The sequence below is a fragment of the Pseudomonas sp. Marseille-Q0931 genome (assembly GCF_940789645.1).
Classification (GTDB): domain Bacteria; phylum Pseudomonadota; class Gammaproteobacteria; order Pseudomonadales; family Pseudomonadaceae; genus Aquipseudomonas.
In genome coordinates, this window is record NZ_CALNWT010000003.1 from 354,801 (window position 1) to 375,721 (window position 20,921).

19 protein-coding genes are annotated in these 20,921 nt (G+C 64.1%); 6 read left to right on the forward strand and 13 right to left on the reverse strand.

What is annotated here, in order from left to right; genetic code table 11:
- Positions 1 to 35: 35 nt before the first annotated feature.
- The 3 genes from guaB to P3C50_RS10600 all read right to left on the reverse strand — a co-directional run bounded on the left by guaB (position 36) and on the right by P3C50_RS10600 (position 2,759).
- Entirely contained in the window at positions 36 to 1,505 is a 1,470-nt protein-coding gene (gene guaB / locus P3C50_RS10590; protein WP_275545972.1) for an IMP dehydrogenase, read from the reverse strand.
- A gap of 174 nt (positions 1,506 to 1,679) precedes the next feature.
- A complete protein-coding gene (locus P3C50_RS10595; RefSeq protein ID WP_275545973.1) occupies positions 1,680 to 2,234 on the reverse strand; it encodes a sugar ABC transporter ATPase in 555 nt (184 codons plus the stop codon).
- A gap of 57 nt (positions 2,235 to 2,291) precedes the next feature.
- Positions 2,292 to 2,759: a multidrug/biocide efflux PACE transporter gene (locus P3C50_RS10600; protein ID WP_275545974.1), complete on the reverse strand. Its 468-nt coding sequence runs from the start codon at positions 2,757 to 2,759 to the stop codon at positions 2,292 to 2,294.
- Between the two features lie 89 nt (positions 2,760 to 2,848).
- Between P3C50_RS10600 and P3C50_RS10605 the strand changes: the two genes are divergently transcribed.
- The 6 genes from P3C50_RS10605 to leuA all read left to right on the forward strand — a co-directional run bounded on the left by P3C50_RS10605 (position 2,849) and on the right by leuA (position 10,586).
- Positions 2,849 to 3,766 (forward strand): LysR family transcriptional regulator, encoded by a 918-nt coding sequence (locus P3C50_RS10605; RefSeq protein WP_275545975.1) that lies wholly within the window; start codon positions 2,849 to 2,851, stop codon positions 3,764 to 3,766.
- Between the two features lie 313 nt (positions 3,767 to 4,079).
- Complete coding sequence (gene xseA, locus P3C50_RS10610; RefSeq protein ID WP_275545976.1) at positions 4,080 to 5,459, forward strand: exodeoxyribonuclease VII large subunit; 1,380 nt, start codon at positions 4,080 to 4,082, stop codon at positions 5,457 to 5,459.
- 4 nt (positions 5,460 to 5,463) lie between these two features.
- Positions 5,464 to 6,369, forward strand: coding sequence for a peptidoglycan DD-metalloendopeptidase family protein (locus P3C50_RS10615; protein WP_275545977.1), 906 nt, complete (start codon positions 5,464 to 5,466; stop codon positions 6,367 to 6,369).
- A gap of 88 nt (positions 6,370 to 6,457) precedes the next feature.
- Complete coding sequence (locus tag P3C50_RS10620; protein WP_275545978.1) at positions 6,458 to 7,126, forward strand: glutathione S-transferase family protein; 669 nt, start codon at positions 6,458 to 6,460, stop codon at positions 7,124 to 7,126.
- A gap of 179 nt (positions 7,127 to 7,305) precedes the next feature.
- Entirely contained in the window at positions 7,306 to 8,556 is a 1,251-nt protein-coding gene (locus P3C50_RS10625; protein WP_275545979.1) for a mechanosensitive ion channel family protein, read from the forward strand.
- A gap of 359 nt (positions 8,557 to 8,915) precedes the next feature.
- Complete coding sequence (leuA, locus tag P3C50_RS10630; protein ID WP_275545980.1) at positions 8,916 to 10,586, forward strand: 2-isopropylmalate synthase; 1,671 nt, start codon at positions 8,916 to 8,918, stop codon at positions 10,584 to 10,586.
- A gap of 160 nt (positions 10,587 to 10,746) precedes the next feature.
- Here the strand turns inward: leuA and P3C50_RS10635 are convergent, their stop codons facing one another.
- The 10 genes from P3C50_RS10635 to pilW all read right to left on the reverse strand — a co-directional run bounded on the left by P3C50_RS10635 (position 10,747) and on the right by pilW (position 20,921).
- A complete protein-coding gene (locus P3C50_RS10635) occupies positions 10,747 to 11,202 on the reverse strand; it encodes a hypothetical protein (protein WP_275545981.1) in 456 nt (151 codons plus the stop codon).
- A gap of 16 nt (positions 11,203 to 11,218) precedes the next feature.
- Positions 11,219 to 12,001 (reverse strand): amidohydrolase, encoded by a 783-nt coding sequence (locus tag P3C50_RS10640; protein WP_275545982.1) that lies wholly within the window; start codon positions 11,999 to 12,001, stop codon positions 11,219 to 11,221.
- A 61-nt stretch (positions 12,002 to 12,062) separates the two neighbouring features.
- Positions 12,063 to 13,211: a pyridoxal phosphate-dependent aminotransferase gene (locus tag P3C50_RS10645; RefSeq protein WP_275545983.1), complete on the reverse strand. Its 1,149-nt coding sequence runs from the start codon at positions 13,209 to 13,211 to the stop codon at positions 12,063 to 12,065.
- Between the two features lie 141 nt (positions 13,212 to 13,352).
- Positions 13,353 to 14,828 (reverse strand): ribosome biogenesis GTPase Der, encoded by a 1,476-nt coding sequence (gene der / locus P3C50_RS10650; protein ID WP_275545984.1) that lies wholly within the window; start codon positions 14,826 to 14,828, stop codon positions 13,353 to 13,355.
- Between the two features lie 98 nt (positions 14,829 to 14,926).
- A complete protein-coding gene (gene bamB, locus P3C50_RS10655) occupies positions 14,927 to 16,078 on the reverse strand; it encodes an outer membrane protein assembly factor BamB (protein WP_275545985.1) in 1,152 nt (383 codons plus the stop codon).
- The gene (locus tag P3C50_RS10660; protein ID WP_197858467.1) at positions 16,071 to 16,709 is read right to left on the reverse strand and encodes a tetratricopeptide repeat protein; all 639 of its coding nucleotides are present in this window, start codon (positions 16,707 to 16,709) and stop codon (positions 16,071 to 16,073) included. The genes bamB and P3C50_RS10660 overlap by 8 nt, the downstream gene beginning before the upstream one ends.
- A gap of 32 nt (positions 16,710 to 16,741) precedes the next feature.
- Positions 16,742 to 18,028 carry a histidine--tRNA ligase gene (gene hisS, locus P3C50_RS10665; RefSeq protein ID WP_275545986.1) on the reverse strand — a complete coding sequence of 429 codons (1,287 nt, stop codon included), beginning with the start codon at positions 18,026 to 18,028 and terminating at the stop codon, positions 16,742 to 16,744.
- Between the two features lie 20 nt (positions 18,029 to 18,048).
- Complete coding sequence (ispG, locus tag P3C50_RS10670; RefSeq protein WP_090431984.1) at positions 18,049 to 19,161, reverse strand: flavodoxin-dependent (E)-4-hydroxy-3-methylbut-2-enyl-diphosphate synthase; 1,113 nt, start codon at positions 19,159 to 19,161, stop codon at positions 18,049 to 18,051.
- Between the two features lie 3 nt (positions 19,162 to 19,164).
- Positions 19,165 to 20,163 (reverse strand): helix-turn-helix domain-containing protein, encoded by a 999-nt coding sequence (locus P3C50_RS10675; RefSeq protein WP_275545987.1) that lies wholly within the window; start codon positions 20,161 to 20,163, stop codon positions 19,165 to 19,167.
- Positions 20,160 to 20,921: a type IV pilus biogenesis/stability protein PilW gene (gene pilW, locus P3C50_RS10680; RefSeq protein WP_275545988.1), complete on the reverse strand. Its 762-nt coding sequence runs from the start codon at positions 20,919 to 20,921 to the stop codon at positions 20,160 to 20,162. The genes P3C50_RS10675 and pilW overlap by 4 nt, the downstream gene beginning before the upstream one ends.

Sequence of the window (20,921 nt, forward strand, 5' to 3'; positions counted from 1 at the left end):
TGGCTTGCCGCTTGAAACTTGAAGCTGGGCGGGTTTCAACCCACCCGGTAGTTCGGCGCTTCCTTGGTGATCTGTACGTCGTGCACGTGCGACTCGGCCATGCCGGCGCCAGTGATGCGCACGAACTCGGGCTTGGTGCGCATTTCCTCGACGGTGGCGCAGCCGGTGTAACCCATGGAGGCACGCAGGCCGCCCATCAGTTGGTGAACGATGGCACTCATCGCGCCCTTGTAGGGCACGCGGCCTTCGATCCCTTCCGGCACCAGCTTCTCGGCACCGGCCGAGGAGTCCTGGAAGTAGCGATCCGAGGAGCCTTGCGCCTGGGCCATGGCGCCCAGCGAGCCCATGCCGCGGTAGGCCTTGTAGGAGCGGCCCTGGAACAGCTCGACTTCGCCCGGGGCTTCTTCGGTACCGGCCAGCATGGAGCCGATCATCACGGCGGAAGCGCCAGCGACGATGGCTTTGGACAGGTCTCCGGAGAAGCGGATGCCGCCATCAGCGACCAGCGGCACACCGGTGCCGGCCAGCGCGGCGGCGACATTGGCCACGGCGCTGATTTGCGGTACGCCGACGCCGGCGACGATACGGGTGGTGCAGATGGAACCCGGGCCGATGCCGACCTTGACGCCATCAGCGCCGGCTCCGACCAGCGCCTTGGCGGCAGCGCCGGTGGCGATGTTGCCGCCGATCACCTGGACTTCCGGGAAGTTCTGCTTGACCCAGCGCACGCGGTCGATCACGCCCTTGGAGTGACCGTGGGCGGTGTCGACGATGATCACGTCGACACCGGCATTGACCAGCGCACTGACGCGATCACCGGTATCGGCACCGGTGCCGACCGCGGCGCCGACGCGCAGACGGCCCTGGTCGTCCTTGCTGGCCAGCGGGTAGGCCTTGGCTTTTTCGATGTCCTTGACGGTCATCATGCCCTTGAGGGTGAAGGCGTCGTCGACGATCAACACCTTCTCGATACGGTGCTTGTGCAGCAGCTCGCGAACGGTTTCCTTGTCGGCGCCTTCCTTGACGGTGACCAGGCGCTCTTTCGGCGTCATCACCTCACGCACTTTGGCGTCCAGACGGTTCTCGAAGCGCACATCGCGGGAGGTGACGATGCCTACCAGGTCGCCATTACTCAGCACCGGTACCCCGGAGATGTTGTTCTGCCGGGTCAGCTCGAACAGGTCACGCACGGTGGCGTCGGCCTCGATGGTGATCGGGTCCTTGACTACGCCAGCCTCGAACTTCTTGACCTTGCGCACTTCGGCAGCCTGCTGCTCGATGGTCATGTTCTTGTGGATGATGCCGATGCCGCCTTCCTGGGCCATGGCGATCGCCAGGCGCGCTTCGGTGACGGTGTCCATGGCCGCGGACAGCAGCGGGATGTTCAGTTCGATGCCGCGGGTCAGGCGGGTCTTCAGGCTGACGTCCTTGGGCAGTACCTCGGAATAACCGGGGATGAGCAGGACGTCGTCGAAAGTGAGTGCTTCTTGGCTGATGCGCAGCATGGCGGGCTCCCGAGCGGGAAAATAAGAAGCGCGGCATTATACCCAGCGAGGCCTCTGCACTCAATGCAAAGAGTGCCTTCAAATAGACATGCCAGCAAACTTTTCATCACCAGGCCTGCACTGAAACGGCGGTGACGACGCCCTCCCTGAGCGGCCAGGCTGCGGGCAACAGGCTCAGGCCGGATCATCCACCCGCACCTGCCTCACCGCAAAGCCCAGGCGTTCGCCGAACTCCTCGACGAATGCCGGGCGCAGACCCGCCTCCAGCCAGCCGTTGAAGATGAAGCCCAGGTTGGAAAAGCCGCAAGGCTGCAGGAAGAGGAAACCGTTGATGTCATCTTCATGCCCGCATTCGGGGCAGGTGAAGTTATCGGTCTCCCCCGGCCACCAGATCTCAAGGCTGTCGAACAGCGGTACGCCGACCTCTTTGCGACATTCGGCGCAGCCCGCCTCTTCGAGAAAGCCGCGCGTCGGTACATAGATGCAGCGGTGGGTGATGATCTCCAGGCCATTGTGCGGCTGGCCATAGGGCAGCAATTCGGGACGCTGGGCGATACGCCGCGCGCCGGGCCCGATGGCGTAGGCCATGCCGTTGCCGCCCTGACCGCAGGTGGTCGGCAGCGCCTCGACGATCTCCCGCTTAACCAGCCAGCGCAGCATGGCCTGGGCCTTTTGCTCGTGGGCGGGAAGCGTGGAAATCTGCGGGACGAGAATCAGTTGGGCGGTCATGGCGATCAGGCAGCGGCGATGAAAAGACCCGGCAGCTTAGGCGCTGCCGCCAGCAAATCAAGCCTCGCGACAGGCTTGCTCGGCTGTTGCGACCTGCGCACGCGCCACCCAGCGCGCGCGCAGCAGGTCATAACTCCAGTTGAACGCCATGGTGTAGGGCAGGAAGAACAGAATCAGACCGATATCCAGCCAGAAGGCCGCCCACAAGCTGATCGACAGCCACCAGGCAGCCAGCGGCACCAGCACCAAGATCAGCCCTGCCTCGAACAGCAAGGCATGAGCCAGGCGTACCTTGAACCCGCGATGAAAACCCATGCGCCGCTGCGCCTGGTCGAACAGATAATTGAACAGCATGTTCCAGAGCATGGCGATGGTGGAGAACATCAGCGTCAGGGCGCCCATCTGAGCGAGCGGCTTGTCCATCAGCCAGGCCAGCGCCGGCGCGCAGACACCGACCGCGATGAACTCGAAGGCCAGTGCATGGCCGACACGCTCCTTGAGGGAGCGCTGCAAGGGCTGAGTCATGGGATGAAGCCTCGTTAAGAAATGCGATGGGCGCTATGATCATCGGTATTACGGTTACCAACAAACCAGCTGCCATCGGGAAAACCGATATGAATCTATCCCCCGATTCACTCCAGGCGTTCGCCCAGGCAGCCAGCTGCGGCTCGCTCAGCGCTGCCGCGCGGCGTTTGGGCAAGAGCCAGTCGACCATCAGCGAGGCAGTGGCGCGCCTTGAGCTGGACCTTGGCATCGAGCTGTTCGAGCGCGGCCCGCGCCGGCTGCAATTGACCGAAGCCGGCAGCAGCCTGCTGGCTCACGCCGAAGAGGTGCTGGCCGCCAGTGACCGCCTGACTCGCCATGCCGCGAACCTCGCCGCTGGCCAGGAAGCGAAGCTGACCCTGGCGCTGTCGGACGCCTACCAGCCCAAGCAGTACCAGGCACGCCTGGTCGAGCTGGACCAGCGCTTCCCCGATCTGGAATTCGAGTGCCTGATCGCCGAGCACGCCGACGTGCTGGACCTGGTCAATCAGGGCCGCGCGCACCTCGGCCTGCTGGCCGCGCAGCCGAACTACCCGCCTGATATCGCTCACGCCGGTGTCGCCACCAACGCCGAGTTCGGCCTGTTCGTGGCCCGTGAACATCCATTGGCCAGGCAAAAATCGGTCACCAACGAGGATCTGGCCAACTGGCGCGTGCTGCGCCTGAGCAGCGTGGCCAGCAGCGAAACGCCGGCCGACGACCTGCCAGGCAGCGGCGGTCGTTGCTGGTCGGCGCCGGATTACCTGCTGCTACAGGAGATGGCGGCGCTGGGCTTCGGCTGGGCGGCGCTGCCGCGGGAACTGGTCACCAACCATGGCGGCGGGCTGCTGCAGGAGCTGCAATTGCCCGGCTGGCCACGGCACGTGCCGGTCGACGTGGTGTGGTCGCGCCAGCGCGAGTTGCGCCCGGTCGCCGCCTGGTTGCTGGGCCGCCTGCTCGAAGGCACAGCCCCCCAGAGGGAGCGTAATGCTGTTCACTCAAGGTCGTAGGCATTGGCTCCCCTCTCCCATTTATTGGCGGCACGCCTAGTGGAGAGGGGTTGGGGGAGAGGGCCGAAAACTCCGCGAAACTGCCAGCTTCCCCTCGCCGAACGCGGCCCGCCCTAACCCTCTCCCCGGAGGGGCGAGGGGACTAATCGCGCTCGACCGTTTCTTAAGTGAGCAGCATTACCAGTGGGAGCGGACTTGTCCGCGAAGCTTTACTGCCAGCCCATTCGCGGACGAGTCCGCTCCCACAACGGTATGTCCACGCATCGGTCGAACGGGTCGCAGCCGTCGCCTGCTCGGCTTATCATGCTGCCCCATGATCAAAGACCCATTCGCACGCCTGAACCTCGACCGAGAGGTGCTCAGCGTCAGCCAGCTCAACAACCGCGCCCGCCTGCTGCTGGAGGATGTGTTCTCCGGTATCTGGGTCGAGGGGGAGATCTCCAACCTGGCCCGCCCGGCGTCCGGCCACATCTATTTCACCTTGAAAGACAACCAGGCCCAGGTGCGCTGCGCGCTGTTCCGGCAGAACGCCGCACGCGTACGCCAGGCGCTGCGCGACGGCCTGGCAGTGAAGGTGCGCGGCAAGGTCTCGTTGTTCGAGGGGCGCGGCGACTACCAGTTGATTCTCGATGCCGTCGAGCCAGCCGGTGACGGCGCCCTGCGCCTGGCCTTCGAGGCGCTGAAGGAAAAGCTCGGCGCCGAGGGCCTGTTTTCCACCGAACGCAAGATCGCCCTGCCCTCCCATCCCAAGCGCATCGGCATCGTCACCTCGCCCACCGGCGCGGTCATCCGCGACATCATCAGCGTGTTCCGTCGCCGCGCGCCGCAGGTGGAGCTGAACCTGATTCCCACCGCCGTGCAGGGCCGCGACGCCACCGCACAGATCGTCCGCGCCCTGCAACGCGCCGATGCGCAGGGTTTCGACGCGCTGATCCTGGCCCGCGGCGGCGGCTCGCTGGAAGACTTGTGGTGCTTCAACGAGGAAGCCGTGGCCCGCGCCGTAGGCGCCTGCGTCACGCCCATCGTCAGCGCCGTGGGGCACGAGACGGATGTTTCCATCGCCGACTTCGTCGCCGATATGCGTGCACCGACGCCCTCGGCCGCCGCCGAACTGCTGGCCCCGGACAGCAGCGAGCTGGTGCAGCGCCTGCACAACCTGCAGCGGCGTCTGGTCCTGCACATGCAGGGTCGCCTGGCCCGCGAACGTCTGCGTCTGGAGGGCACCAGCCGACGTCTGCGTCACCCCGGCGAGCGCCTGCGCCAGCAGGCCCAGCGCCTGGACGACCTGGACATGCGCCTGCGCCGCGCCTTCAACCAGCAATTCGCCGGTCAACGCGAGCGCCTGGCGCGCCTCGACGCACGCCTCGCCGCGCAGCACCCGGGCCGTAACCTGGCCCTGCTGCGCCAGCGCCTGGACGGCCTGGCGGCGCGCCTGCCTCGCGCCATGCAAAGCCAGCTGCGCAGCCAGCGCCAGCAACTCGGCGCGCTAGCCGCGCAACTGCAGATCGTCAGCCCACTGGCCACCCTTGGTCGTGGCTACAGCATTCTCCTCGACGAACGTGGCCAGGCCGTGCGCAGCGCCGCGCAGACAGAGCCGGGTCAGCGCCTCAAGGCGCGCCTGAGCGAAGGCGAACTGGACGTGCGCGTCGAGGACAACCACATACAACCGGCGACCCTGTCGCTTCTGGATTGAGCCAATGCCAGCATCCCTGCGTAGGAGCGAGCTCTGCTCGCGAAGTTTTTTCAGCCTGCACGTTCGCGAGCAGAGCTCGCTCCTACGAGCACTCTGCGTAAGCCTATTGACCCTTTTCCTCGCCCTGCCCGCCCATGCCGAAGGCTTCATCACCCGCCTGCTGAACAAGCCGGTACCGGGCGGTGTGGCCGTGGTTGATCTGGGCAACCCGGCGCAGGCGCCCAAGGTGCGCTATCAGGGCAAGCCGGTGCTGACCGTGCGCGAGGACGGCCAGCGCTGGATCGCCATTGTCGGCATCCCGCTGAGCGTCAAGCCCGGCACCCAGCAAGTGGAAGTCGAGGGCGGCCGGACGCTGAGCTTCCAGGTCGGCGCCAAGCACTACACCGAGCAGCGCATCACCATCAAGAACCAGCAGCAGGTCACGCCCAACGCGGAGAATCTCAAGCGTATCGAGCGCGAGCTGGCCGAGCAGACTCGCGCCTATCAACAGTTCAGCGCGCGCCAGCCGAGCAACCTGCTGTTCGACAAGCCGGTCAACGGCCCGCTGTCGAGCCCCTTCGGCCTGCGCCGCTTCTTCAACGGCGAGGAGCGCAACCCGCACTCGGGCCTGGACTTCGCCGCCAACCGCGGCACGCCGATCAAGGCGCCGGCAGCCGGCAAGGTGATCCTGGTGGGCGACTATTTCTTCAATGGCAAGACGGTGTTCGTCGACCACGGCCAGGGCCTGATCAGCATGTTCTGCCACCTGTCGGAGATCGGCGTGAAGGTCGGCGACGAGCTGGCCCGCGGCGGCGTGCTCGGCAAGGTCGGCGCCACCGGCCGCGCGACCGGCCCGCACCTGCACTGGAACGTCAGCCTCAACGATGCACGGGTCGACCCGGCGATCTTCATCGGCGCGTTCAAGCCATAACCGAGGTACTTGGGCGCCGCCGCAGGTTAGCGTCTAACCTGACGGCGACCGCTGACCGACGATTGCCCGACCGCACCGAGGAGCCACCATGATCACCGTCCACCACCTGAACAACTCGCGCTCGCAGCGCATCCTCTGGCTGCTCGAAGAGCTGGGCGTCGACTACCAGATCAAGCGCTACGAGCGTGACACGAAAACCATGCTCGCTCCGCCGGAACTACGCGCGGTACACCCGCTGGGCAAGTCACCGGTGGTCACCGACGGCGAGCTGACCCTGGCCGAATCCGGCGCCATCATCGACTACCTCGCCAACCGCTACGGCCCGCACCTGTTACCAGCTGCCGATAGCCCCGAGCGCCTGCGCTGCACGTACTGGCTGCACTACGCCGAAGGCTCGGCCATGCCGCCGCTGCTGCTCAAGCTGGTGTTCGACAAGATGGAAAGCAGCCCGATGCCCTTCTTCGTCAAACCTATCGCCCGCGGCATCGCTCGGAAGGTCAAGAGCGCTTTCGTCGCACCGCAGCTCAAGCTGCATCTCGATTATCTGGAAAGCGAGCTGGGCAAGAGCACCTGGTTTGCCGGCGAGCAGTTCAGCGCCGCCGATATCCAGTTGAGCTTCCCGCTGGAAGCCGCCGCCGCTCGCGCCGGCCTGGACGCCAGCCGCCCCCGCCTGATGGCCTTTCTCGAACGCATCCATGCCCGCCCCGCCTACCAACGCGCCCTGGAAAAAGGCGGCGAATACGCCTACGCCAAATGATGTCCTGCTCGGCGCCGGGCCACACGCGCCGATCAGCCACCAGGCGTTATCGCGACTGACTGCAGACGCACACAGCCGATGCTGACGCGATTGCCCGCCAGCAACCCGTGTTTGCTAAGGTACGCGCGCCATCGCGCGGCGCGCCCGCGGCGGCGGTTATGAAACGAGCGAGAGACGCGATGAAAGAACAGTACCAGGCCACCCTCGCGTGGCTTCAGCAATACCCCGAGCTGCACACCCTGATCAGCCTGAGCCTGCTGATTCTCGGTGCCTGGATCGCCAACTGGGTGGTCAAGCGCATTCTCGTGCGTGGCATCTACCGCGCGCTGCGTTCGACCAGCATCGGCCAGGACAAGGTACTCAGCCACTCCCATGTGGTGCGCCGCCTGGCCAACATCGTGCCGGCGCTGATCCTCACCGCTGGCATCAAGGTGATCCCGCATCTGCCCGAAGCCGTGGTCACGGTGGTGGAGAACGTCTGCAGCGCCTTCATCATCCTGACCATCGCCCTGGCCATCGCCGGTGTGCTGAACCTGATCAACACGCTCTACCAGCGCCGCCCCAACGCCCACCTCAAGCCCATCAAGGGTTATATCCAGGTGGTGACCATCGTCATCTACGCCATCGCGGCGATCCTGATGGTGGCCGCGCTGATCGACCGCTCGCCGCTGATCCTGCTCTCCGGCCTCGGCGCCATGGCCGCCGTGCTGATGCTGATTTTCCAGGACACCCTGCTGTCGCTGGTGGCCAGCGTGCAGATTTCCTCCAGCGACATCATCCGCGTCGGTGACTGGGTGGAAATGCCGCAGCTCAATGCCGATGGCGACGTGATCGACATCGCCCTGCACACGGTCAAGGTGCAGAACTTCGACAAGACCATCACCACCATCCCGACCAAGCGCTTCATCAGCGACCCGTTCAAGAACTGGCGCGGCATGCAGGAATCAGGCGGGCGACGGATCAAGCGCGCGCTGTACCTGGATCAGACCAGCGTACACTTTCTCAACGATGAAGAAGTCGCCCGCTTGCGCCGCTTCATGCTGCTCGACGAATACCTCGACCGTAAGGACCAGGAGCTGCAGGACTGGAACACCAAGCTGGCCGAGCACGGCAAGGAAGCGGTCAACACCCGCCGCATCACCAACATTGGCAGCTTCCGCGCCTACGTCGAGCACTACCTGCGGCACAACCCGAACGTCCACCAGAACATGACCCTGCTGGTGCGCCAGCTCAGCCCGACCGCCGACGGCCTGCCGCTGGAAATCTACTGTTTCACCAATACCGTGGCATGGAGTGCCTATGAGGGTATCCAGTCGGACATCTTCGACCATCTGCTGGCCATCCTCCCTGAATTCGGCCTGCGCGTGTTCCAGCACCCGAGCGGCGCAGACATGCGCGAGCTGCGCCCGTCTTTGCACCTGACACCTTAGAGCCTGCACCTCGCTGCGGGAGCCAGCTTGCTGGCCCCGCTCGCGTCGTGGCCGGTGGTGGCGCGATCGCTGCGCAATCAAAGCCCGATGTTCCGACAATTACCGCAACAAAAAGCTTTCTGCCGACCGAAGACGCGTTTTTTCACCAATTTTTTTAACGTACTTGCCAGCTTTTTTCACAGTAGTTAGGGTTGGCTTCATGAACATCTGGCAAACCCTCATCACCCTTCGGCAACACGCCAATCTCTGCCTGGTCGCCCAACGACTGCGCTAGGGTCTGCCGACCCCGAATCTCTCTGTTTCCTTCATCTCTTTATTTTCAGCACGGCCTGCTTGGCCTTCGCGTTCAGGATTGATTCATGAGCATGCTCAAAGACCCGTCGAAGAAATACCGTCCGTTCACTCAGATCCAGATTCCCGACCGCACCTGGCCAGACCAGATCATCGACAAGGCGCCAATCTGGCTGTCCACCGACCTGCGTGACGGCAACCAGTCGCTGATCGAGCCGATGGACGCCGAGAAGAAGATGCGCTTCTTCAAGTGCCTGCTGGCGGTGGGTCTGAAGGAAATCGAAGTGGGCTTTCCGTCCGCTTCGCAGACCGACTTCGACTTCGTGCGTGAGCTGATCGAAGGCGGCCACATCCCCGACGACGTGACCATTCAGGTGCTGACTCAGGCCCGTGACGACCTTATCGAGCGCACCTTCGAATCGCTCAAGGGCGCCAAGAAGGCCATCGTCCACTACTACAACGCCTGCGCGCCGAGCTTCCGCAAGATCGTCTTCAACCAGGACAAGGCCGGCGTGAAAGCCATCGCCGTGGCCGCCGGCACCACCATCAAGCGCCTGGCCGACGCCGCGCCTGAGACCCAGTGGGGCTTCGAGTACTCGCCGGAAGTGTTCAGCAGCACCGAAATCGACTTCGCCGTCGAGGTGTGCAACGCGGTGATCGACGTGTTCCAGCCAACCCCGGCCAACCCGCTGATCCTCAACCTGCCAGCCACCATCGAATGCGCCACGCCGAACAACTACGCCGACCAGATCGAATGGTTCGGCCGCCACGTGAACAAGCGCGACAGCGTGCTGATCAGCGTGCACACCCATAACGACCGCGGCACCGGCGTCGCTGCCTCGGAGCTGGCCGTCATGGCCGGCGCCGATCGCGTCGAAGGCTGCCTGTTCGGCAACGGCGAGCGCACCGGCAACGTCTGCCTGGTGACCCTGGCGCTCAATCTCTACACCCAGGGCGTCGACCCGCAGCTGGACTTCTCCGATATCGACGCGGTGCGCAAGGTGGTCGAGGACTGCAACCAGATTCCGGTGCACCCGCGCCATCCGTACGTCGGCGACCTGGTCCACACCGCGTTCTCCGGCTCGCACCAGGACGCCATCCGCAAGGGCTTCGCCCAGCAGAAAGAAGATGCGCTGTGGGAAGTGCCGTACCTGCCGATCGACCCGGCCGACATCGGCCGCGATTACGAGGCGGTGATCCGTGTGAACAGCCAGTCCGGCAAGGGCGGCATCACCTTCCTGCTCGAGCAGGAATATGGCATCAACCTGCCGCGCCGCATGCAGATCGAGTTCAGCCAGGTGGTGCAGCGTGAAACCGACCGCCTGGGGCTGGAGATGACTGCCGCGCAAATATACAAGTTGCTCGAGACCGAGTACCTGCAAGCGCGCAGTCCCTACGCCCTGAAAGGTCATCGTCTGCAGGAAGAGAACGGTACCAGTGCAGTCGACGTGGAAGTCGTCGAAGGTGGCGAGAACCATCATTGGCGCGGCATCGGCAAGGGCCCGCTGGAAGCGCTGGCCGCAGCCCTGCCGGTGGCCATCGAAGTCATGGACTACAGCGAACACGCTATTGGCGCTGGCGCCAATGCCAAGGCTGCGGCTTACATCGAGCTGCGCGTAAACGGCGGCCGCGCTCTGCACGGCATCGGTATCGACGAGAACCTGACTACGGCCAGCTTCCGTGCCCTGTTCAGTGCACTGAACCGCGCCCTGAGCCAGAGCGAGTCGCAAGCGGCCTGATCCATCAGCGCTGAATGCAAAACGCCGGGCAATGCCCGGCGTTTTTGTATGCGTATCTGGCCGTCTCGAGCGTAGGGCGGGTGAAACCCGCCACATGGACCCGGCGGGTGCACCCGCCTTACCGACTTTGGTAGCCCGGATGCAATCCGGGAAGCAGCATTCAGATATCGAAAATCATCAGCACCGCGAACATCAGCGCAGCCAGGCCGAGGGTGAACAACAGGCCGATACCGGCCGCCCGCCAGTTGGATAGGAACGCACCGCCGGCCTCGACATGTTGCTTGAGGTCGGCCTCCTGCAGATTCTTCGCCAGCATGATCATCGCCATCAGTTGCGCGACGGCGAACGGCAGGGCGGGCACTTCCTCGGGCAACACGAAAGCCAAGACCAAGGTGACGATCAGAAGCACGACGGAAATGCCCCAGACCATCGCCACTCGATGCGCCTGACCGAGCAGTTGCAGGTTATGCGCCAGCAGCCAGGCACCGGCCAGCGGCGTGCCGATAAAGGTCGCCAGACCGACGCCGGCGATGCTGTAAAGCGGCTGCTGCTGAGTGGCGGCTTGCTGCAGGTCGGCCTGCGGTGTCTGGAAGGGGTTGCTCTGTTGCACGTCCATGTCGTGTCGCTCCGGATCAGTTCAAGGTAAAAGCGTCGGCATCCAGGTGCGCGGGGAAACGCTCGCGGTAGGCAGCCAGCGCTTCGCTCGACAAGCGGACGCGGAACACACCGTCGCCCTCGCCTGCCACCAGCAGCGCCTCGCCCTGGAAATCCAGCACCTGGGAATCGCCAGTATACGCGTGCCCTTTGCCATCCTCGCCGACCCGGTTCACAGCCGCGACATAGCACAGGTTCTCGATAGCCCGCGCCGGCAGCAGGCGATTCCAGTGCTGGCGGCGAGCGCCCGGCCAGTTGGCGGTATACAGCAGCAAATCGGTACCCTGCGGGTCGCGGCTCCATACCGGAAAGCGCAGGTCGTAGCAGATCAGCGGGCGCACACGCCACCCCTCGAGCTCCAGCACTACTTGCTCATCGCCGGCGCTGTAGTGCTTGTGCTCGCCGGCCATGCGGAACAGATGGCGTTTGTCGTAATGCGCCAGTGAACCATCCGGGCGCGCCCAGAGCAGGCGATTACGGTAGCTGCCATCAGCCTCCTGGATGATCAGGCTGCCGCAGACCACCGCATCAATGCGCTGCGCCTGCTCGCGCAACCACTGCGTAGTGGGGCCTTCCTCGGCTTCGGCCAGTTCGGCCGAGTCCATGGAGAAACCGGTGCTGAACATCTCCGGCAGGATCACCAGATCGGCGCCGCGTGCCTGCTCCAGTAGTTTCTGAAAATGGTCGCGATTGGCGACCGGGTCATGCCAGGCCAGAGTAGTCTGGATCAGCGCCAGTTCAAGATCGGGTTTGTTGCTCATTGGGGCGCCTCGCTTGTCGTACCCGCCAACACCTCACAGGCGGGTTGCACCCGCCCTACCATCACACCGCGCATAGCTTCTCGGCAGCCTGGCGCAGGGTTTCCTCACGCTTGGCGAAGCAGAAGCGCACCAGGCGCATATCCTCAGGCGCGGACTGGTAGAACACCGACACCGGAATCGCCGCGACACCATGCTCGCGAGTCAGCCACTCGGCCATGGCCACGTCGTCCAGATCGGGGCGAATCGCTGAATAGTCGGCCAGCTGGAAGTAGGTACCCGGAGCGCGGGTGAAGGTGAAGCGCGAGCCGGCCAGCAGGTCGCAGAACAGGTCGCGCTTGGCCTGATAGAAAGCCGGCAGCTCTTCGACATGTTCGGGGTGCGCGGCCATGAACTCGGCCAGACCGAACTGCAGCGGCGTCACCCCACAGAAATTAACGTACTGGTGGATCTTGCGCAGCTCGGCGGTCAATGCGGGCGGCGCCACCACGTAGCCGGTCTTCCAGCCGGTGACGTGGTAGGTCTTGCCGAAGGAGCTGACCACAAAGGCGCGCCGGTACAGCTCCTCGTGCGCCAGCACGCTGGCATGGCGGGCGCCGTCGAAGATCAGGTGCTCGTAGACTTCGTCGCTGATGACATGGATATCGCGGCCACGAATCAGCTCGGCCAGTTTGTCCAGATCAGCGCGCGTCAACAGTGCACCGCTGGGATTGTGCGGCGAGTTCAGGAAGATCAGCCGGGTACGCGGGCTGATGGCATCAGCCAGGCGCTGCCAGTCCACGGCGAAATCCGGCAATGCCAGCGGCACATGCACGCAGCGCCCGCCGGCCAACTCCACCGACGGCTCGTAACTGTCGTAGCAAGGGTCGAGCACGATGGCTTCATCACCCGGACGGATCAGCGCCTGCACCGCGCAAAAGATCGCCTCGGTGGCGCCGGGGGTGATGGTGATCTCGCTGTCGGCATCGCGCTGCACGCCGTAGCTGCGGGCGATCTTCGCCGCCACCTGCTGGCGCAACGTGGGCAGGCCGGTCATCGGCGAATACTGGTTGCGCCCTTCCATTACGTGGCGCGCGACTGCCTCGCGCAACGCCTGCGGTCCGTCGAAATCGGGAAAGCCCTGAGAGAGGTTCAGCGCGCCTACATCGGCAGCGAGCTGCGACATTCGCGTGAAGATGGTGGTGCCGACGTTGGGCAGTTTACTGACGAGCATCGCGACTTCCTGATAGAACAAGGCAAGCCGCGAGGATAGCCGAAGGGCGCCATAGACGGCACCCACAGCACTTATGAAAAAGAGTTGGAAGCTTATGCCGCGCATGCCGAACGGAGTCCGATATGCGCGGCGCGGCCAAGCTTACTTGCGCTTGTCCTTGCGCTTCTTCTCGGCCTTCTTGTGGTGGCTCATCAGGCGGCGTTTCTTGTTCACCTGGCGGTCGGTGAGCTTGTTCTTGTTGCCCTCATAGGGGTTGTCGCCGCCCTTGTACTCGATACGGATCGGCGTACCCACCAGTTTCAGCACGCGGCGGAAGGTATTTTCCAGGTAGCGGCTGTAGGCGCGCGGTACGGCGTCGACCTGGTTACCGTGGATCACGATCAGCGGCGGGTTGGCACCGCCCAGGTGGGCATAGCGCAGCTTGATACGGCGACCGTTGACCAGGGGCGGCGCGTGGTCGCTGACGGCATCTTCGAGAATCTGCGTCAGGCGGCTGGTCGGCCAGCGGGTGATGGCCGATTTGAAAGAGGCCTGCACCGACTTGTACAGATGGCCAACGCCGGTGCCGTGCAGGGCGGAGATGAAGTGGATATCGGCGAAGTCGACGAAGAACAGCCGGCGCTCCAGCTCGGTCTTCACGTAGTCCTTCTGCCCCTGGTCCATGCCGTCCCACTTGTTAAGGGCGATGACCAGGGCGCGGCCGCTTTCCAGCACGAAGCCGAGCAGGTTGAGGTCGTGATCGACCACGCCTTCGCGGGCGTCCATGACGAACACCACGACGTTGGAGTCCTGGATGGCCTGCAGCGTCTTGACCACCGAGAACTTTTCCACCGCCTCGAAGATCTTGCCGCGACGACGTACGCCGGCGGTGTCGATCAGGGTGTACTTCTCGTCGTCACGCTCGAACGGGATGTAGATGCTGTCACGGGTGGTGCCGGCCTGGTCATAGACGATGACCCGCTCTTCGCCGAGCATGCGGTTGACCAGGGTCGACTTGCCGACATTGGGACGGCCGATGATGGCCAGCTTGATGCCGTCCTTCTCGCTCGGGCCGGGAATGCGCTTGGCCTCCTGGCCTTCCAGCACTTCTTCCTCTTCGGCGCCCTCTTCCGGCTCGCCGGCATCCTTGGGGAAAGCGCCAAGCACCACTTCGAGCATCTGGGTGATGCCACGACCATGGGCACCGGCAATCGCCAGCGGTTCGCCCAGGCCCATGGGGCTGAATTCCGCACGGGCCAGGTCGACGTCGAGGTTGTCGACCTTGTTCACCACCAGGAAGCTCTGCTTGTTACGACGGCGCAGGTGCTCGCCGATCATCTGGTCGGAGGCGGTCATGCCGGCACGCGCGTCCACCAGGAACAGCACGGCATCGGCCTCTTCGATGGCCTGCAGCGACTGCTCGGCCATCTTCGCGTCGATGCCTTCCTCGTCACCGGAAATACCGCCGGTGTCGATCACGATATAGGTGCGCCCCTGCCACTTCGCCTCGCCATACTGGCGGTCGCGGGTCAGACCGGACAGGTCGCCGACGATGGCGTCGCGGCTGCGGGTCAGGCGGTTGAAGAGTGTGGACTTGCCGACGTTCGGCCGGCCCACCAGGGCAATTACGGGAACCATCAGGCTCTCCACTTGAGTTAATTCAGAAAATGCAAAGGCCGCTGCATGGGCAGCGGCCGGGATATTTCGTGCTGCCGGGTTAAGGCAGCATAGTCGGCTTACTTGATGGTCAGTGCCACCAGCTTGCCGCTATTACCGTAGACATACAGCCAATCACCCACCACCAGCGGCTGGGCACGCAGGCCATCGCTGTCGATACGGGTACGGCCAACGAAGCGACCGTCGACCTGGCTCAGCAGGTGCAGATAGCCCTCGAAGTCACCCACGGCGACATAGCTGGAGAACACCGCCGGGCCCGAGAGCTGACGGCGCGCCATCGAATCATTGGTCCACAGGGCCGAGGCGCTGCGCTCGTCGATACCTTCGACGGTGCCACTGGCATGGCTGACGTAAACGTTGCCGAAGCCCTGAGCGACGCCTACCGAGCTGGAGGCCTCGCGCTGCCACAGCACGCGGCCGGACTCCAGGTCCATGGCCGCGACACGGCCCTGGTAGCTCACTGCGTAGACGGTGCCGCCGGACAGCAGCAGGCCGCCGTCGATATCCACCACGCGCTCTAGCTCGGAACGGCCTTGGGGAATGGCAATGCGCTGCTCCCAAACCGGCAGGCCACGCTGGGCATCCACCGCAACCACCTTGCCGCTGGACAGGCCGGCGACCACCAGGCGGTTGGTCACCAGCGGCGCGCCGGTACCGCGCAGAGTCAGTACGGCCGGGGTATTCTCAACGATCCAGCGCTGGCTACCGGTGCTGGCATCGAAAGCGATCAGACGGTCATCCTGGGTCTGCACCACGACAATGTCGCCATTGCTGGCCGGCGCCGCCAGTACTTCGCTGGTCACGCGCGAGCGCCATTGCTCTTCGCCGTCGCTGGAATCCAGGGCGATCACTTCGCCCTTGAGCGTACCCAGCAGCACCTGTCCGTAACCGACGCCAATGGCACCGGAAACCGGGATTTCGAGCTTCTTGCGCCAGATGACCTTGCCGCTGGTGCGGTCCATGGCCATGACCACGCCTTCGACGTCGGCAGCGTAGATCACATCGCCTTCGATGGCTGGGACCAGCATGTTGAAGGTTTCACCCTGACCATCGCCAATCGAGCGGCTCCACTCGGTACGCAGCTCGACTTCAGCGTCGAACTTGGTCAGCTCGGCGGGCGGCAGTTCCTTCTTGCTATTGCTGCTGCAACCCACGGCCAGAACGGCCAGAGCCAGCAGTGCGGCATTCTTCCAACGCATCACGTCACGCATCCCCTTTTGCCAGGTCGTCCAGCTTCATCTGCAGGCCACCGACGGCGGCGTCTTCGGCCAACGCGTCCTTGGCCTTCTGATACGCGGCGTGCGCGTCGTCGCTGCGACCCAGCTGTACCAGCAGGTCGCCCTTGAGCTCTTCGCGGCTGGCGAGGTAGGCATCCTCGACCTTACTGTCGAGCAGCTTCAGCGCATCATCGGTCTTGTCCTGGGCCGCCAGCACACGGGCCAGACGCTGACGTGCCAGCTCCTCGAGCGTGGCGTCGGCCGGCTTGTCGAGAACGCGTTGCAGCGCGGCCGCGGCATCGTCGAGGCGATCCGCTTCGACGGCGACCTTGGCGACGAACAGGCTGCCGTACTGGGCGTAGTGGCTACCGCCAAACTCGCTGTCGAGCTTGCCGGCCAGTTCGGCGACTTTCGCGGCGTCGGGCTTGCCGGCCGGGTCCAGCGCTGTTTCCAGCAATTGCTGATAGAGCACCGAGGCGCCTTGCGCCTGATTGTCCTGGTACTTCTGCCAGCCCTGCCAGCCGAATACAGCCACCAGCGCCAATACGCCACCGGCCAGCAAAGGCTTGCCGTTGCGATCCCACCAGTCCTTGATTTGCGCGATCTGTTCGTCTTCGGTCTGCATGTCTAACCCCGTACTCCTAATCGAGAGCCTGCTCAAGCCTGCTGGCAGGCGGCCAGATGCTCAGCCAGAGCATCCCAGGCAACATTTTGTTGTTCACTGTCGTCGCGCAGCGGTTTGCAACCTACCACGCGCCCAGCCAATTCGTCGTCCCCCAGAATCAGCGCATAACGTGCGCCGCTCTTGTCGGCTTTCTTGAACTGGCTCTTGAAACTGCCGCCACCGGTGTTGAGCAACAGGCGCAGCCCCGGCAGCTCGTCGCGCAGACCTTCGACCAGAGTCAATGCCGCCAGCTCTGCCGCCTCGCCAAAGGCGCAGACGTAGACATCGGCGGCGCGATTGAGCTCGGCCGGCAACAGGTCCAGGGTTTCCAGCAGCAGAACCAGGCGCTCGATACCCATGGCGAAGCCAACACCCGGCGTAGCCTTGCCACCCAGCTGCGTCACCAGGCCATCGTAGCGACCGCCCGCACACACCGTGCCCTGCGCGCCGAGCTTGTCGGTGACCCACTCGAACACGGTGCGGTTGTAGTAATCCAGACCGCGCACCAGCTTGTGGTTGATCTGGTAGCGAATGCCGGCGGCATCCAGACGCGCCTTGACGCCCTCGAAGTGCAGGCGCGATTCCTCGTCGAGGTAGTCGCCCAGGGTCGGCGCACCGACCAGCAGCGCCTGAGTCGTCTCGTTCTTGCTGTCGAGGATGCGCAGCGGGTTGGTGGTCAGCCGGCGCTGACTGTCTTCGTCGAGCTGCTCGAAACGCTCCTGCAGGTAGGCCACCAGGGCATCGCGATAAGCCGCGCGCGCCTCGCTGGAACCCAGGCTATTGAGCTGCAGGGTCACCGCATCGGCCAGACCGAGCTGCTTCCACAGACGCCAGGTGAGCACGATCAGCTCGGCATCGACGTCCGGCCCCGGCAGGTTGAAGGCTTCCACGCCGACCTGGTGGAACTGGCGATAGCGGCCCTTTTGCGGCTTTTCGTAGCGGAACATCGGGCCCGCGTACCAGAGCTTCTGCACCTGGCCGCCACCGGACAGACCATGCTCGAGCACGGCACGCACGCAGCCGGCGGTGCCTTCAGGGCGCAGGGTCAGGGATTCTTCGTTGCGGTCGAAGAAGGTGTACATCTCCTTGTCGACCACATCGGTGCCCTCGCCGATACCGCGAGCGAACAGCTCGGTGTACTCGACGATGGGCAGGCGGATTTCCTTGTAGCCATAGCCATCGAGCAGGCTGACCAGCGTACTTTCCAGGTAGCGCCAGGCAGGCGTCTGCTCCGGCAGGATGTCGTTCATGCCACGAATGGCTTGCAGGGACTTGCTCAATTGTCTTCCTTACGCACGGATCAGCTGCGCACGATCACGGCAGCATCGGCGGCAGCCTTTTCGGCCGCCTTGTCGCGGATGAGCTTCTCCAGCTCGTCCACCAGATTTTCGTTGGTCAGCTTCGAGGCCGGTTTGCCGTCGATGTAGACCAGGTTGTTCGGGCTACCACCGGTAAGGCCGATATGCGCCTCTTTGGCCTCGCCGGGGCCGTTGACCACGCAGCCGATCACGGCCACGTCCAGCGGCACCAGCAAGTCCTCGACGCGAGCTTCCAGCTCGTTCATGGTCTTGACCACATCGAAGTTCTGCCGCGAGCAGCTCGGGCAGGCGATGAAGTTGATGCCACGCGAGCGCAGGCGCAGGGACTTGAGGATGTCGAAACCGACCTTGATCTCCTCCACCGGATCGGCGGCCAGGGAGATGCGGATGGTATCGCCAATACCTTCGGCCAGCAGCATGCCCAGGCCGACTGCCGACTTGACCGTACCGGAGCGCAGGCCACCGGCCTCGGTGATCCCCAGGTGCAGCGGCTGCTCGATCTGCTTGGCCAGCAGGCGATAAGCCTCGACGGCCATGAATACGTCGGAAGCCTTTACGCTGACCTTGAAGTCGGGGAAGTTCAGGCGATCCAGGTGCTCGACATGGCGCAGGGCGGACTCGACCAAGGCCTCGGGCGTCGGCTCGCCGTATTTCTTCTGCAGATCCTTCTCCAGTGAACCGGCGTTGACGCCGATGCGGATCGGGATGCCCTTGTCGCGCGCAGCCTCGACCACCGCCTTGACGCGGTCCTCACGGCCGATGTTGCCCGGATTGATACGCAGGCAGTCGACGCCCAGCTCAGCCACGCGCAGGGCGATCTGATAGTCGAAGTGAATATCGGCCACCAACGGCACACGCACCTGCTGCTTGATACGGCCAAAGGCCTCGGCGGCGTCCATGTCCGGCACGGAAACGCGCACGATGTCGGCGCCGGCATCTTCCAGGCGACGGATCTGCGCTACGGTGGCGGCCACATCGTTGGTGTCGGTATTGGTCATGCTCTGCACGGCAATCGGCGCATCGCCGCCGACCGGTACCGAGCCAACCCAGATCTTGCGCGACAGTCGGCGCTTGATCGGCGATTCGCAATGCATGCTTTACATCCCCAGTGTCAGGCGCGCGGTTTCGCCAGAGATATGCGGCGTGACGTCAACGCTTTCGCCGTTGTAGGTCACCTGAGCGCCCCGGGCAAAGCCCAGGTGTAACTTCAGCGGCGCCTTGCCGGTCAGTTCGATGCGCTCGCCGCTACGCTTGAGGGCGCTAACCAGGACCTTGCCATCGGCATCGGTCACCTGCGTCCAGCAATCGGCGGTGAACTGCACATTGAGTGCGCCCTGCCCTGCCGGCACCGCTACAGGTGCAGCAGGCTCAGCGGCGGGAGCCGGCGCGGTGGCGGTCACTGCTGGCTGATCCTGTTCGGTAGCAAGCGGGGCCTCCGGCGCGGGTTCAGCAGCCTCACCCTCAGTCGTCGCGGACTCGGCAGCAGGCTGTTCGGCGGCACCGGTGCCTTCCGGGGTTTCACCCGGGTCGACCGGCAGCAACAGCGGGCTGCTCCGCTCATCGCCCTGAGCGGCAACCACAGCCTGATCTTCCGGCTCGGCAAGCGAGTGCACCTGCGTGGTGCCATCGGCCCCCTCTACTTCCACATGCTCAAGCCCCAGATCAGCCAGACTGGTCACCGAACGGCCCTGATCCTGCCACCAGACAAAACCACCGCCAATCAATGCCAGCAGCAACAGAAAACTGACCAGGCGCAGGATACTTTGCGAATACCGTACGGGCTCTTCGATACGGCCCAGTGCATGCACGCTGCTGCCGGTGGCATCGGTGCCAGTGAACTGATCGAACTCCATCACCAGACGGTTCTGATCCATTTCGAGCAGCTTGGCGTAAGCACGAATGTAGCCACGGGCAAACGTGGTGCCCGGCAGCTTGTCGAAAGCACCGGCCTCGAGCTGGGTGAGACGCTGCGGAGTCAGATTGAGCTGAGCCGCTACTTCGGCGACGCTCCAGCCCTTGAGCTCACGGGCCTGCCGCAGGCTTTCGCCCGGGTTGTTCGGCGTCGGCTGAGTCACTTCGCTATGCGCGGCTTTCATTTTTGCCCCGAAACAAATTGCTGATATTCCTGAGAAGCCGGATACAGGCGCCGTAATTGCAGCCCCAGGCTGGCTGCCCGGTCACGGTCCTCGAATATCTCGGCCAGTCGCGCTCCCAGGAGCAGGCTGCGAGCGCTTTGCGGCGCCATTTCGCTGTAGCTATCGTAGTAGCGACGCGACGGCACGTACTCCTTGTCCTCGTAGGACAGCAGCGCCATTTCCAGCAACGCGCGCGGCTGGCGGCTGCTGAGGCGCAAGGCACGCTGGAAATACTCTTTGGCCTGCTCACGCTGACCGAGTTGCAGAGCCGTCATGCCGAGGTTCTCGAACACTCGGGAGCGCTCGGGATAGAGGTTGTCCTCGGCGGCCTTGAGGTAGGTGCTCATGGCCTCCTGATAGCGCTTCTGCTCGAACAGGAAACCGCCGTAATTGTTCAGCAGACGGGCATCCGCAGGCCGCTGGGACAGCGCCTTGCGAAAATGCTCGTCGGCCAGTTTAGGCTCCATTTCCAATTGAAAGGCCATGGCCAGCGCGGCATGCGCATCGGCATTGGAGGAATCAAGCTCCAGCGCGTTCTTCAACGGTACCTTGGCGAGCTGGGTATCGCCCTGCTGGATATAAGCGATGCCTAGCTGGACATAGGCATCACGTGCTTCGTCACGCCCTTTCGCCGTACGCATGGGGTCGACATCGCCGGTGGTCACACACCCACCGAGCAGGCTGGCAACGAGCAATAACAGCGCAGGGCGCAAGGTCAT